This is a genomic window from Streptomyces sp. NPDC102462, from assembly GCF_044765425.1.
Taxonomy (GTDB): domain Bacteria; phylum Actinomycetota; class Actinomycetes; order Streptomycetales; family Streptomycetaceae; genus Streptomyces.
Genome location: NZ_JBIWKB010000005.1, coordinates 91,865 through 104,934 on the forward strand (window position 1 = coordinate 91,865; position 13,070 = coordinate 104,934).

14 protein-coding genes are annotated in these 13,070 nt (G+C 72.7%); 9 read left to right on the top strand and 5 right to left on the bottom strand.

Annotated elements, in window-relative coordinates; genetic code table 11:
* The first annotated feature begins 60 nt into the window (after positions 1-60).
* Both fdxA and ACIRFL_RS06435 read left to right on the top strand, forming a co-directional pair.
* On the top strand, positions 61-381 hold the full coding sequence (gene fdxA, locus ACIRFL_RS06430; RefSeq protein ID WP_030929316.1) for a ferredoxin: 321 nt from the start codon (positions 61-63) through the stop codon (positions 379-381).
* 138 nt (positions 382-519) lie between these two features.
* Entirely contained in the window at positions 520-1,617 is a 1,098-nt protein-coding gene (locus tag ACIRFL_RS06435) for a bifunctional succinyldiaminopimelate transaminase/glutamate-prephenate aminotransferase (RefSeq protein ID WP_404024556.1), read from the top strand.
* A 194-nt stretch (positions 1,618-1,811) separates the two neighbouring features.
* Here ACIRFL_RS06435 and ACIRFL_RS06440 read toward each other — a convergent pair whose 3' ends face one another.
* Positions 1,812-2,255: an ATP-binding protein gene (locus tag ACIRFL_RS06440; RefSeq protein ID WP_404024559.1), complete on the bottom strand. Its 444-nt coding sequence runs from the start codon at positions 2,253-2,255 to the stop codon at positions 1,812-1,814.
* A 323-nt stretch (positions 2,256-2,578) separates the two neighbouring features.
* The gene (locus ACIRFL_RS06445; RefSeq protein ID WP_404024561.1) at positions 2,579-3,580 is read right to left on the bottom strand and encodes a heavy metal transporter; all 1,002 of its coding nucleotides are present in this window, start codon (positions 3,578-3,580) and stop codon (positions 2,579-2,581) included.
* Positions 3,581-3,676: 96 nt separating this feature from the next.
* On the opposite strand from ACIRFL_RS06445, the gene dapE reads away from it, so the two are divergent.
* Together dapE and ACIRFL_RS06455 are read left to right on the top strand one after the other, a co-directional pair.
* Entirely contained in the window at positions 3,677-4,756 is a 1,080-nt protein-coding gene (dapE, locus tag ACIRFL_RS06450) for a succinyl-diaminopimelate desuccinylase (protein ID WP_404024563.1), read from the top strand.
* A 144-nt stretch (positions 4,757-4,900) separates the two neighbouring features.
* Positions 4,901-5,659, top strand: coding sequence for a TIGR00730 family Rossman fold protein (locus tag ACIRFL_RS06455; RefSeq protein ID WP_404024566.1), 759 nt, complete (start codon positions 4,901-4,903; stop codon positions 5,657-5,659).
* Between the two features lie 566 nt (positions 5,660-6,225).
* On the opposite strand, the gene folP is transcribed toward ACIRFL_RS06455, so the two are convergent.
* Complete coding sequence (gene folP / locus ACIRFL_RS06460) at positions 6,226-7,086, bottom strand: dihydropteroate synthase (RefSeq protein ID WP_404024844.1); 861 nt, start codon at positions 7,084-7,086, stop codon at positions 6,226-6,228.
* A gap of 153 nt (positions 7,087-7,239) precedes the next feature.
* Here folP and ACIRFL_RS06465 point away from each other — a divergent pair, with 153 nt between their 5' ends.
* Both ACIRFL_RS06465 and ACIRFL_RS06470 read left to right on the top strand, forming a co-directional pair.
* Entirely contained in the window at positions 7,240-7,593 is a 354-nt protein-coding gene (locus tag ACIRFL_RS06465) for a DivIVA domain-containing protein (RefSeq protein WP_404024568.1), read from the top strand.
* Positions 7,590-8,177 carry a DNA-3-methyladenine glycosylase I gene (locus ACIRFL_RS06470; RefSeq protein WP_404024570.1) on the top strand — a complete coding sequence of 196 codons (588 nt, stop codon included), beginning with the start codon at positions 7,590-7,592 and terminating at the stop codon, positions 8,175-8,177. The genes ACIRFL_RS06465 and ACIRFL_RS06470 overlap by 4 nt, the downstream gene beginning before the upstream one ends.
* A 449-nt stretch (positions 8,178-8,626) precedes the next feature.
* On the opposite strand, the gene ACIRFL_RS06475 is transcribed toward ACIRFL_RS06470, so the two are convergent.
* A complete protein-coding gene (locus ACIRFL_RS06475; RefSeq protein WP_404024573.1) occupies positions 8,627-9,430 on the bottom strand; it encodes an enoyl-CoA hydratase/isomerase family protein in 804 nt (267 codons plus the stop codon).
* Between the two features lie 373 nt (positions 9,431-9,803).
* Here ACIRFL_RS06475 and ACIRFL_RS06480 point away from each other — a divergent pair, with 373 nt between their 5' ends.
* Positions 9,804-9,971, top strand: a complete 168-nt coding sequence (locus tag ACIRFL_RS06480) for a DUF3117 domain-containing protein (RefSeq protein ID WP_018544333.1) — start codon at positions 9,804-9,806, stop codon at positions 9,969-9,971.
* A gap of 317 nt (positions 9,972-10,288) precedes the next feature.
* On the opposite strand, the gene ACIRFL_RS06485 is transcribed toward ACIRFL_RS06480, so the two are convergent.
* The gene (locus tag ACIRFL_RS06485) at positions 10,289-10,987 is read right to left on the bottom strand and encodes an O-methyltransferase (RefSeq protein WP_404024846.1); all 699 of its coding nucleotides are present in this window, start codon (positions 10,985-10,987) and stop codon (positions 10,289-10,291) included.
* Between the two features lie 233 nt (positions 10,988-11,220).
* Between ACIRFL_RS06485 and sigE the strand changes: the two genes are divergently transcribed.
* Both sigE and ACIRFL_RS06495 read left to right on the top strand, forming a co-directional pair.
* On the top strand, positions 11,221-11,934 hold the full coding sequence (sigE, locus tag ACIRFL_RS06490) for an RNA polymerase sigma factor SigE (protein WP_388703696.1): 714 nt from the start codon (positions 11,221-11,223) through the stop codon (positions 11,932-11,934).
* Entirely contained in the window at positions 11,931-12,887 is a 957-nt protein-coding gene (locus tag ACIRFL_RS06495; RefSeq protein ID WP_404024576.1) for an anti-sigma factor family protein, read from the top strand. Before sigE ends, ACIRFL_RS06495 begins: the two co-directional genes overlap by 4 nt.
* Positions 12,888-13,070: the final 183 nt, after the last annotated feature.

Below are 13,070 nucleotides of genomic sequence, written 5' to 3' on the forward strand. Positions count from 1 at the left end.
CGCGCCAGGCGGCGGAGCCTGAGGAGGCCCGCCAGCGCCCTATCGAGGAGGAACGACAGCGTGACCTACGTCATCGCGCAGCCTTGTGTCGACGTCAAGGACAAGGCGTGCATCGAGGAGTGCCCGGTCGACTGCATCTACGAGGGCCAGCGGTCCTTGTACATCCACCCGGACGAATGCGTCGACTGTGGTGCCTGTGAGCCGGTCTGCCCGGTCGAGGCGATCTTCTACGAGGACGACACTCCGGAGGAGTGGAAGGACTACTACAAGGCCAACGTCGAGTTCTTCGACGAACTGGGCTCTCCCGGCGGCGCCAGCAAGCTGGGTCTGATCGAGCGCGACCACCCCTTCATCGCCGCGCTGCCGCCGCAGGCCGAGTAACCCGCACGACGGCCCGCCACCCCGGTCCCGGCGACCGGGGGCCCGGCGTCGCCTCGGTCCCGCACGGCCCGGTCGCCCCAGGCGCCGCCGCGCGGGACCGAGGCGTTTGCCGTACCGACGAAAGTGAGCCACCGCATCGTGTCCGCAGTCTCCGACCGCCTTCCCGACTTTCCCTGGGACAAGCTGGAGCCGTACAAGAAGACGGCCGCCGCGCATCCCGACGGCATCGTCGACCTGTCCGTCGGCACCCCGGTCGACCCGGTCCCCGAGCTGATCCAGAAGGCGCTGATCGGCGCGGCCGACTCGCCGGGCTACCCGACCGTCTGGGGCACCCCCGAACTCCGTGACGCGATCACCGGCTGGGTGGCGCGCCGGCTCGGTGCCCGCGATGTCACCCACCGCCACGTCCTGCCCGTCGTCGGCTCCAAGGAACTGGTCGCCTGGCTCCCCACCCAGCTGGGCCTCGGCCCCGGCGACACGGTGGCCCTGCCACGCCTCGCCTACCCGACGTACGAGGTGGGCGCCCGCCTGGCCCGCGCCGACCACATCGTCTACGACGACCCCACGGACCTGGACCCCGCGAACCTCAGGCTGCTGTGGCTGAACTCCCCGTCGAACCCGACGGGCCGGGTGCTGGCCAAGGAGGAGCTGACCCGGATCGTGGCCTGGGCCCGCGCGCACGGCATCCTGGTCTTCTCCGACGAGTGCTACCTCGAACTGGGCTGGGAGGCCGACCCGGTCTCGGTGCTCCACCCGGACGTCAACGGAGGCTCGTACGACGGGATCGTCGCCGTCCACTCCCTGTCCAAGCGCTCCAACCTGGCCGGCTACCGAGCCGCCTTCCTGGCCGGTGACCCGGCCGTCCTCGGCCCCCTGCTGGAGATCCGCAAGCACGGCGGCATGATGACCTCCGCGCCGACGCAGGCGGCGGTGGTGGCTGCCCTGGGCGACGACACGCACGTCCGCGAGCAGCGCGAACGCTACGCGGCCCGCCGCACGGTGCTGCGCGAGGCGCTGCTCGCCCACGGCTTCCGCATCGAGCACAGCGAGGCGAGCCTGTATCTGTGGGCCACCCGCGACGAGTCCTGCTGGGCCACGGTCGCCCACCTCGCCGACCGGGGCATCCTGGTCGCGCCGGGCGACTTCTACGGCGCGGCGGGCGAGACGTTCGTACGCGTCGCACTGACGGCCACAGACGAACGCATCACGACGGCGGCACACCGACTGTCCAACTGACACGACGATCGGAGTGGCACGGCGGTCCGACTGACACGGCGGTCCCACCGGCACGGGGTCGGAGTGGCACGGCGGTCGCACCGGCACCGCTGCCGGAGTGACGCGGCGCACGGTCCGGTACACGGTGACGGGGCCCAGGAGGCGTCCTGGACCCCGTCACCGCTAGGTCTCGGTGGCCCGGGCCACCGTCGGCCTCAGCCGCCCAGCGGCAGCCCCTGCACCGGCAGCTGGGAGGTCGGCAGCTGGGACGTCGGCAGCCCACCCTTGGTCAGGCCGTCCGTCGGCAGCCCGCCCTTGGTGGCCGACCGGGCCGTCTCGCCGAGGACGCCCCTGGCGGTGCCGGCCGCGTCGCCCGCCGCCTTCTTCACGGCCTTGCCACCGGTCTTGCCCGCGGCCGGCACCGCCTTCTCGACGGCCTTGCCGCCCGTGTCACCGGCGACCCCGGTGACGTGCCGGGCCGCGCCGTCGACGGTGTTGCCGACGCTCGCCCCGTCCAGGGCGGTCAACCCGCCGAGGTTCGGGGTGGCCGGGAGGCTCGGCGCAGCGCTGGCGGAGCCGGCCACACCGACCCCGGCTGCCGCTCCCGCTGCGACGAGCAGCGCGGTACGGGCGATCCGGCGGGTCAGAGGGAGGGACATGATGCTCCATTCGACGGGAGAACTGTGAAGTATCCGACCGCACCCGGAAGTTGACCGACCGCTGTTGATCGTCCGGGCGCGGACGCAGTGACTACCGCTCGAAGCCCGCGAAGGTTGCGGCGGCCCCAGGTAAAGAATTGACGACGCATCGCATTATCGGGTGTGGATAAAAACGGGCAAAGGGCGCTCCATGGAAGCGCCCCCAGAACCCCTGCATCCCTGCATTCCCAAGGGTTTTCCCGATCTCGGAGGTGACGGCGCGGCCACCTGCGCGCCGTCCACTTCGAGCCGCGCCGTATAACCCCTGAGAGTGAGCCGCTGTACTACTGCCCGGTCACGATCCGCACGGACCCCGCGGCCCGCTCCGCGCCCGCGGCGCCCTGCGGGGCGACCGGACGCCACCGGCTGTCCGTGCTCCCGGCGGACCACTCGCGCCCGGCGTACGACACCCGCTGGATGTGCAGGGCCGAGGAGTTGGCCACCGCCCAGTGCGCGAGCTGCCAGCCACGCTCCAGCGCGGTACGGCCCGCCGCGTCGGTCCTGGCGCCCTCCGGCACCGGCACGGTCACCGTCCGGCCCTTCGCTCGGGCGGTCACCGTCGGCGCCGGCGCCGGCCGCTTCGAGCCGCCCACCTCCGCGCCGGCCTCCTCCAGGGTGTCCCGCGGGCCGAAGTCCCGTACCAGCGCCGCCCGTACCGCCTCGGCACCCGTGGCCCGGGCCGCCGCCGCCACGCCGGCCGGGGGGCGCCCCTGGCAGGTCAGCGTGGCCGCCGACCGCCCGGTCAGGGCCGCGGCCAGCAGCGTGGCGTCCGGCTCGTGCTTGGCGTACGCCTCCGGGTAGCCGCTGCGCTGCACGCGCTGTGCGGCCACGGTGAGCGGGAGCCGTTCGTAGTCGCGCACCTTGACCAGGTGGTCGTAGAACATGCCCGCCGCGTAGGACGGGTCCATGATCTGTTTGTCGGTGCCCCAGCCCTGCGAGGGACGCTGCTGGAACAGCCCGAGCGAGTCCCGGTCGCCGTGCTCCAGGTTGCGCAGCCCGGACTCCTGGAGTGCGGTCGCCAGCGCGATGGCCACGGCCCGCTCGGACACGCCGCGCCCCGTGCCGACGGCGGTGATCGTCGCCGCGTTCACCGCCTGCTCGGGCGTGAACCGGTACGACGTACGGTCGTTCCCGGTCGCGACCACCTTGCAGGCCGGGGTCCGCGTACCGCCGGTGACGTACTGCACGACGAGATAGCCCGCGAGCGCGCACAGGACGACAAGGGCCGCGCCGAAGCGGAAGAGGCGGCCACGACGCTTGGGGGAAGGAGGGGTCGGCTCTGGCACGCGTACAAGGTACTGGAGGCCACCGGGGCCCCGGTGCCGGGTGCGGCGCGCCCGTGCGCGACATCCCGCGCGCGGCGGCGCGTTAGGGTCGACATCATGGCCGACACCTCGCTTGACCTCACGCTGGACGCTGCCGCGCTCACCGCGGAACTCGTCGACCTCCCCTCGGAGAGCGGCACGGAGAAGCCGCTCGCGGACGCGATCGAGACCGCCCTGCGCGCCCTGCCGCACCTGACGGTGGACCGGTACGGCAACAACGTGGTCGCCCGGACGGACCTGGGCCGCCCGGAGCGGGTGATCCTGGCCGGCCACATCGACACGGTCCCGATCGCGGGCAACGTGCCCTCCCGGCTCGACGCCGACGGCGTCCTGTGGGGCTGCGGCACCTGCGACATGAAGTCGGGCGTCGCCGTGCAGTTGCGCATCGCGGCCACCGTTCCGGCCCCCAACCGGGACCTGACGTTCGTCTTCTACGACAACGAGGAGGTCCAGGCCGACCTCAACGGCCTCAAGCACGTGGCGGAGGCCCACCCGGAGTGGCTGCGGGGCGACTTCGCGGTGCTGCTGGAGCCCTCCGACGGCGAGGTCGAGGGCGGCTGCCAGGGCACCCTGCGCGTGCTGCTCAGGACGGCGGGCGAGCGGGCCCACTCGGCGCGCGGCTGGATGGGCGCCAACGCGATCCACGCGGCGGCCCCGATCCTGGCCCGGCTCGCGTCCTACGAGCCGCGCCGCCCGGTGATCGACGGCCTGGAATACCGCGAGGGCCTGAACGCGGTGGGCATCGGCGGCGGCGTGGCGGGCAACGTCATCCCCGACGAGTGCGTCGTCACCGTGAACTTCCGCTACGCGCCCGACCGCACGGAGGAGGAGGCGCTTGCGCACGTCCGTGAGGTCTTCGCGGACTGCGGCGTGGCGGAGTTCGTCGTCGACGACCACAGCGGGGGAGCCCTTCCGGGGCTGTCCCACCCCGCGGCGGCGGCCTTCATCGAGGCGGTGGGCGGCGAGCCGCGGCCCAAGTACGGCTGGACGGACGTGTCGCGGTTCTCGGCGCTCGGCATCCCCGCGGTCAACTACGGACCCGGCAATCCGCACTTGGCGCACAAAAGGGACGAACGGGTGGAAACCGGGAAGATTCTGGCGGCGGAGGTCCGTCTGCGGGCGTGGCTGACGGCATGACCGACGGCGTGGCCGGAGGCAATGGCCGGGCCGGGCGGCCGGGGCGAGGGCGCGGCGCTCGACGGCGGACATGCGCAGGTCCCCCGCGTGTAACCCGCGCCGATCTACGCTGAGGTGGAAAGACCGCAATCAGAGGGAGCGCACATGGCCACTGGGAACCCGGAGGGCACCAAGCAGCCGCCGGAGGAGCAGCGCCTCGGGCCGGTCCTCCGCCGCCGCGGCCAGGTCACGGCGAGCACCACGGACCAGCGCCTGCTCGACGCGGGCGGGCCCTCGGACTGGGTGCACACCGACCCCTGGCGGGTGCTGCGGATCCAGTCCGAGTTCATCGAGGGCTTCGGCACCCTGGCCGAACTGCCACCCGCCATCAGCGTGTTCGGCTCGGCGCGTACGGCGGTCGAGTCGTCCGAGTACGACGCCGGGGTGCGGCTCGGCCGGGGGCTGGTGCAGGCGGGCTGGTCGGTGATCACGGGCGGCGGCCCGGGCGCCATGGAAGCCGCCAACAAGGGCGCCTGCGAGGCGGGCGGCATCTCGGTGGGCCTCGGCATCGAACTGCCCTTCGAGCAGGGGCTGAACCCCTACGTCGACATCGGCCTGAACTTCCGCTACTTCTTCGTCCGCAAGATGATGTTCGTCAAGTACGCCCAGGGCTTCGTCGTCCTGCCCGGCGGCCTCGGCACCCTCGACGAACTCTTCGAGGCGCTGACCCTCGTCCAGACCCAGAAGGTCACCCGCTTCCCCATCGTCCTGTTCGGCAGCGCGTACTGGGGCGGCCTGGTCTCCTGGCTGGAGAACACCCTGGTGGCCCAGGGCAAGGCAGCGGAGAAGGACCTGCTCCTGTTCCACGTCACGGACGACGTGGAGGAAGCGGTAGCCCTGGTCTCCAAGGAAGCAGCCCGCTGACCCGCCGCGAAGCCTCCACCTGGCGGAGAACCGCACCGGGAGGAGCGTCGTGTGTGGCGGTGAGCTGCGATGGGCGGGGTGTTGTGTGGGCCTGTGACGTCGCGGTCGGCTGACCGCCACCCTGCCGGGGCGTCGTCTGTGGCGGTCAGGCCTGCGGGGCCTGATGCCTGGCCCTCGGCCACGCCTGGCGGGGTGCCGTGCCCGGCCGCTGATCCTGCATGGCGGGGTGCTGTGCGCGGTCGAGAGGCATGCCGTGGGGGATGTCACGCTCGGCCGCCGGCCATGCCCTGCGGGGCGGTCGGGGCTTTCGGCGGGGCGCCGGTCGTGGCGGTGCGGGTGGTGGGCGATGCCGGGCGTCGGCCGGGGGGCGCGGTGACGGGAATGGGCTCCGGGTGACCCGGGGCCCATTCCCCCGGGTCACCCGGAGCCCGAGCCGTTCGGCTGCGATCCCGTCTGCCGGACCGGGGGCTGCTCCGCCTGTCCGAGCGGCCCGTTCACCTTGCCGTGGGACCGGCGCGCCTGCCGGAGCGGGCCGGCGACGCCCGCGACGGTCACCGGCGGTGCGGTCAGGCCAGGCCCCTCCGGGCCACTGCGGGTGGGCGGTGGCCCGCGATGGACGCCACCATGTCCAGTACCTGCCGGGTCTCGGCCACCTCGTGCACCCGGTACACCTGCGCACCCAGCCACGCGGACACCGCGGTCGTCGCCAACGTACCGAGCACCCGTTCCTTCACCGGCCGGTCCAGCGTCTCCCCGACGAAGTCCTTGTTGGACAGCGACACCAGCACCGGCCACCCGGTGGCCACCATCTCGTCCAGCCGCCGCGTCGCCTCCAGGCTGTGCCGGGTGTTCTTGCCGAAGTCGTGTCCCGGATCGATCAGCACCGACTCCCGGGGCACCCCCAGCCCCACCGCACGCTCGGCCAGCCCCACGGTCACCCGCAGGATGTCGGCCATGACATCGTCGTACACCACCCGGTGCGGCCGGGTCCGGGGCCGCGCCCCGCCGGCGTGCGTGCACACCAGCCCCACCCCGTACCGCGCGGCGACCTCCGCGAGTCGCGGATCCACCCCGCCCCACGCGTCGTTCAGCAGGTCCGCCCCGGCCTCGCACACGGCCTCGCCGACGTCGGCCCGCCAGGTGTCCACACTGATGACCACGTCCGGATACCGGCGCCGCACCTCCGCCACGAACCCCACGGTGCGCCGCGCCTCCTCCTCCGCGGTGACCTCCTGCCCGGGCCCGGCCTTGACCCCGCCGACGTCGATGATCGCCGCGCCCTCGGCCACCGCCTGCTCCACACGCGCGAGCGCCGGCTCGTCACCGAACGTGGCCCCCTGGTCGTAGAAGGAGTCCGGGGTCCGGTTCACGATCGCCATGATCACCGGTTCGTGCGGCCCGAATTCCCGCCTGCCCAGCCTGAGCATCCCCTGTGACCTCTTCTCATCCATCCCCGGTACATCCCGCTGCACAGCCGCCTGTGACCCTAACTGTCAGACTCGCATGGCACGATCGGACCCTGACACTTTCGACACCGAGCACATCGGGTGCACCGAGCACACCGACGTGGGGAGCCGGCGATGGTTATGTTCTTGTTCCTGGTCGTCGCGCTCGCCGTGGTGGTCGCCGCGGTGACGCTCGCCGTGGTGGGCGGCGGCGAGAGCGGCCCGCTGCCGGAGGCGGCGCCGGAGCGGCTGCACGACCCGCTGCCGCCGGACCGTCCGGTGGGCCGCGCGGACGTGGAGCGGCTGCGCTTCCCGCTGTCCGCCCGCGGCTACCGCATGGCGGACGTGGACGACGCCCTCAGCCGCGTCGCCGCCGAACTCGCGGAGCGGGACGCCCGCATCGCCGACCTGGAGTCCGCCCTGGCCGGCGCCCAGGCCGCCGCGCACGTCCGGCTGGACAAGCCCGCACATCCGGAGGACCAGCAGTGACCGACGGCACCGTCCTGGCGGGCCCCGACGGCGCGCTGCGCTGCCCCTGGGCCCTGTCCACCGAGGACTACGTGACGTACCACGACGAGGAGTGGGGCCGCCCGGTCCACGGCGACGACGCCCTGTACGAGCGGCTCAGCCTGGAGGCGTTCCAGTCCGGCCTGTCCTGGATCACCATCCTGCGCCGCCGCCCGGGCTTCCGGGCCGCCTTCGCCGACTTCAGGATCCAGAAGGTCGCGGCCTTCACCGACGAGGACCGTGAACGCCTCCTCGCCGACCCCGGCATCATCCGCAACCGCGCCAAGATCGACGCGACCCTCGCCAACGCGCGCGTGCTCGCCGACTGGGCCCCGGGCGAGCTGGACGCCCTGATCTGGTCGTACGCCCCGGACGCGACCGCCCGCCCGATCCCGAAGACCCTCGCCGACGTCCCCCCGGTCACCCCGGAGTCGACGGCCCTGTCGAAGGACCTGAAGAAACGCGGCCTGCGCTTCATCGGCCCCACGACGGCATACGCCCTGATGCAGGCCTGCGGCCTGGTAAACGACCACCTAGAAACCTGCACCACCCGCCCCAGCCCCTGAAATACGGCGTCGATAGCGCCCTGAAGGGGCGCGGGGAACGGCGCGCCCAGCCACACCCCACCCGCACCCGCCCGACGACACAACCTGGCAGGTCCCGCGGCGCGCCAGGAAGACCAGGCGAAGTGGCTTGCGGCGTCGATAGCGCCCTGAAGGGGCGCGGGGAACGGCGCGCCCAGCCACACCCCACCCGCACCCGCCCGACGACACAACCTGGCAGGTCCCGCGGCGCGCCAGGAAGACCAGGCGAAGTGGCTTGCGGCGTCGATAGCGCCCTGAAGGGGCGCGGGGAACGGCGCGCCCAGCCACACCCCACCCGCACCCGCCCGACGACACAACCTGGCAGGCCCCGCGGCGCGCCAGGAAGACCAGGGAAAGTCGCTTACGGCATCGCCAGCACCCCGAGGCCAGCCACAACCACCCGGCACTGAAACCCGGCCAAACCAGCGGAGCTACCGGCCCAGATACCGAGGCTTCTCCTTGTTCACGAACGCCCGCACGGCGATGGCATGGTCCTCGGACCGACCCGCCCGGGTCTGCAGCTCGTCCTCCTTGTCCAGCGTCTCGTCGAGGGAGTGGGTGAGCCCATAAGCCACCGCCTCCTTGATCGCCGCGTACGCGACAGTCGGCCCCTCGGCCAGCGCACGGGCGACCCGCTCGGCCTCGGCCCGCAGCCGGTCCCCGGCCACCACCCGGTTCGCGATTCCCAGCTCGTACGCCTCCGCCGCCGTGATGCTGCGCGGGAAGAGCAGCAGGTCGGCGGCGCGGCCGGGGCCGACGACCCGGGGCAGCGTCCAGGAGATCCCGGAGTCGGCGGTCAGCGCGACCCCCGCGAACGACGTGTTGAAGGACGCCGTCTCGGCCACCACCCGGTAGTCCGCCGCGAGCGCGAAGCCGAGCCCGGCCCCGGCCGCGACCCCGTTCACGGCGGCGACGACCGGCTTGGGCGCGCCGGCCAGCGCCCGCACGATCGGGTTGTAGTGCTCCCGCACCGTGGTCATCGTCTGCCCCGTCCCGGCCTCCCGGTCGGCGGCCAGCAGCCCGATGTGCTCCTTGAGGTCCTGGCCCACGCAGAACGCCCGGTCCCCGGCCGCGGTCAGCAGCACGGCCCGTACGGCGGCGTCGTCGGCCGCGGTCCGCGCCGCGTCCCGGAGGCCGACCTTGGTCGCGACGTCCAGCGCGTTCATCGCCTCGGGGCGGTTGAGTGTGATCGTCGCGAGTCCGTCGCTCACCTCGTAGAGCACGGTGTCGGCCATGGGGCATCCCCTCCGATGTCGCGGCCCTGACGTACCGCTCGGTACGTCATTGTCTGGGGACAGCATGGCGGAGATCTCCGCCCGGGTGCCGTACCCGGCGTGTGACCTGCGTCAAAGAATTTCTGCCGGGATCCGGCCGGGGGACGTTGGTGCCGCGGCGAAGTATCGCAGCCACATCGCCGAATTGAGTGGTTTTGCTCGCGCGCGTTGCCCAAGCGATGCCGACCGATGTTGGTCATCGGGTCCTGAGATGCGGGATAATGGCTTGGAAGCAATGTGTTCGATGCCGGTGCCGCGGGCCTCGCACGGACCGCGCGTGCCCCTTCAGGGGACGTCGGCAGACGATGAGCTGGTTTCAGGAAGGGGAACGAGCATGGCGGCCATGAAGCCGCGGACGGGCGATGGCCCGCTCGAGGTGACCAAGGAGGGGCGGGGCATCGTCATGCGCGTTCCGCTCGAAGGCGGCGGTCGGCTCGTCGTCGAGCTGACCCCTGACGAGGCCGAGGCGCTTGGCGACGCCCTGAAGAAGGTCGTCGTCTGAGGCGCTGGCGACCATGACCTTTCGACTGCCCCGGCACCACACGGTGCCGGGGCAGCCGCATTACACATTGCCGACGTGCGAGGCACCCCCCATCAGGGGCGCGGGGGAACTCCGCGAGAACCCACGACGCTCCCGCACACGCCCACCGCCCTGTGCCCCGTCAGGGGCGCGGGGAACTGCGCGAAACCCCACGACGTTCCCGCACATGCCCGCCGACCCTGTGCCCCGTCAGGGGCGCGGGGAACTGCGCGACCAGCCACGACACCGCCGCACCTGCAAGGGGACGGTCCCCACCGCCAAGGCCGGCGCCGCCCCGGTTACCGCTTGACGGCGCACAGCAACCCGTCGCCCACCGGCAGCAGCGACGGCATCAGCTCCGGACTCTCCCGCACCGTGCGCAGCAGCTCCCGCAGCCGCAGCACCTCGGTGGGCTGCGGGCCCGAGTCCACGGTGCGGCCGTTGGCGAAGACGCCCTCGAAGACGACCAGGCCACCGGGCCGTAGCAGGCGCAACGATTCAGCTAGATAGTCGAGGTATTCCAGCCGGTCGCCGTCGCAGAAGACGAGGTCGTACCCCGCGTCCGCGAGCCGCGGCAGCACATCCAGCGCGCGGCCCGGGATGAAGCGGGCCCGGTTGCTGGCGAAGCCGCAGGCCCGGAACGCCTGCCGGGCGAACTGCTGGTGCTCGGGCTCCGGGTCGACGGTGGTCAGCACGCCGTCCGGCCGCATGCCGTGCAGCAGGTGCATGCCGGACACCCCGCAGCCGGTGCCGATCTCCGCCACCGCCTTGGCGTCCACGGTGGCGGCGAGCATCCGCAGCGCGGCGCCCGTGCTGGGCGTCACCGAGCGCAGCCCTGCCTCGCGGGCCCGGTCGCGGGCCCAGCGCAGCGCGTCGTCCTCGGCGACAAAGGCGTCGGCGAACGCCCAGCTCGTCTGCCGGTTGCCGGTAATGACCCTCTCCTGTCCCCGTGGTTGCCTGGGCGTGACTGTATCCGCTGGGCCCGGGAACCCGCAGATGGGACCGCGCGTTTAAGGGGATGAGCGAGTAGTGGGGGACCGGCGGGGGGTATGAGGTGGACCAGGATGACGAGCAAGTGCTGACGCAGCCGCATGAGCCGTGTCAGCCCAGATCAAATTCTCGTAAAACCGCTTATCCGGAGCTAACGGGCGAGGTGGCTATGGTAGGGGCTCCACTGGACACCACCAGAGCCGACAGGGGAGGTGCGGCTGCGCCCGAGGACCGGGGAGGAGTGCTGCGGCGCTTCCTCGGGTCGGCGGGCAGGCCGAAATCCGTGAACGACACCGCTGACCACAGCCACGCCACCGGTACCGCCGCAGGCGGAACCCAGACCGCGACCTTCGCCACCGACGCGGACGGGCAGGCGTGGACTCCGCCCACGTGGGAGGAGATCGTCAGCACGCACAGCGGCCGGGTCTACCGCCTGGCCTACCGTCTCACCGGCAATCAGCACGACGCCGAGGACCTCACCCAGGAGGTCTTCGTCCGCGTCTTCCGTTCCCTGTCGACCTACACCCCCGGCACGTTCGAGGGCTGGCTGCACCGCATCACCACGAACCTCTTCCTGGACATGGTGCGGCGCAAGCAGCGCATCCGCTTCGACGCGCTCGGAGAGGACGCGGCCGAGCGGCTGCCCAGCCGCGAGCCCACGCCCCAGCAGATCTTCAACGACGCGCACTTCGACGCGGACGTACAGCAGGCCCTCGACACCCTCGCGCCCGAGTTCCGCGCCGCGGTCGTCCTGTGCGACATCGAAGGACTGTCGTACGAGGAGATCGCCGCGACCCTCGGCGTGAAGCTCGGCACGGTCCGCTCCCGTATCCACCGTGGCCGCTCGCAGCTGCGCAAGGCCCTCGCGCACCGCTCGCCGGAGGCACGGGCCGCCGAGCGCCGCTCCTTCGTGCCCCGCGTTCCCGCACTGGGGGGAGGGGGCGCGACCGCGTGAGTGGATCACGGCCGAAACCTGCGCAGGGGCACCTCGCAGAAGAGCATCTGGGAGACCGGCTCTCCGCCCTGGTGGACGGAGAGCTCGGTCATGACGCGCGTGAGCGGGTCCTGGCCCACCTGGCGACCTGCGCCAGGTGCAAGGCGGAGGCGGACGCCCAGCGGCAGCTGAAGAACGTCTTCGCGGAGTCGGCGCCCCCGCCGCCCTCCGAGAGCTTCCTCGCGCGCCTCCAAGGGCTGCCCGGCGGCGGTCCGGACGGCGGCTCGCCGCTGGAGGGCGGGCTGCCCGGCGGCTCCACGCCCGGCGTCTTCGGGGTCGGGCGCGAGGACCGGTTCGAGTTCGGCTACGTCCCCGCGCGCCCGCACTCCCCGGGTTCGCACGCGGACCGCGGCTTCCGCATCCACCCCGTCGGCCGCCCGGACACCACGGACCGGCATGCCTCGCGCGGAATGCGGTTCGCGTTCGTCGCCGCAGGGGCGGTGTCGCTGGCCGCGGTCGCGCTGGGCGGCGTCACCACCGGCATTCCCCGCGACACCGCGGCGGACGCCCGTGGTGGTGTCGGCAGCGTGACGCCGACGCGCACGGCGGGCACGGGAGCGGCCACCACGTCCGAGGCCCAGCGCCGCCGCCCGGTCGGGCCGCTGCTCATGCAGGGCACGCTGCTGGGCGAGACCCCGGTCGCGTCGACCTCGGTCTCCGCGCCGCTGCAGCCCGGGGCGCAGACCCCCGCCACCGGGCAGACCCTCGCGCCCATGCTGACCACACCGATGGAAGCCGGTGCGGCCGCCGTTTCGCCGTTGATACGTCCGTTCGGTGCGACCCCGCCGATCTCGCTGATCTCGTGGTCCACCGCCCCCGGGCTGACCCCGCCCGGTGTGCTCGCCGCACCCGTCCCCGACTCGACCCCCACTCCCTCCCCGTCGCCGTCCTCCTCCGCACGGACCGCTCGCTGAACGGCTCCTGCGCGGCTGCCCGCGAACCTGGTTGAATCCTGTGAGGCCGCGCCCGCGGCACCTTTTCGGGCACGGGGTCGACGATGCGCGGTCAGCCGCCGGAACGCCCGGCCATGGCCAGCTGTGGGGAGAACATGAACGAGGGGAAGCCGGTTCTGCCGGGGGAGGCCGTGGAGGACACAT

Bases quoted from the DNA above. Each gene is read 5' to 3' on its own strand.
- ACIRFL_RS06440 (WP_404024559.1), bottom strand. From the start codon at position 2,255: ATGTCCCTCCCTCTGACCCGCCGGATCGCCCGTACCGCGCTGCTCGTC.
- dapE (WP_404024563.1), top strand. From the start codon at position 3,677: ATGGCCGACACCTCGCTTGACCTCACGCTGGACGCTGCCGCGCTCACC.
- ACIRFL_RS06455 (WP_404024566.1), top strand. From the start codon at position 4,901: ATGGCCACTGGGAACCCGGAGGGCACCAAGCAGCCGCCGGAGGAGCAG.
- folP (WP_404024844.1), bottom strand. From the start codon at position 7,086: ATGCTCAGGCTGGGCAGGCGGGAATTCGGGCCGCACGAACCGGTGATC.
- ACIRFL_RS06465 (WP_404024568.1), top strand. From the start codon at position 7,240: ATGGTTATGTTCTTGTTCCTGGTCGTCGCGCTCGCCGTGGTGGTCGCC.
- ACIRFL_RS06475 (WP_404024573.1), bottom strand. From the start codon at position 9,430: ATGGCCGACACCGTGCTCTACGAGGTGAGCGACGGACTCGCGACGATC.
- ACIRFL_RS06480 (WP_018544333.1), top strand. From the start codon at position 9,804: ATGGCGGCCATGAAGCCGCGGACGGGCGATGGCCCGCTCGAGGTGACC.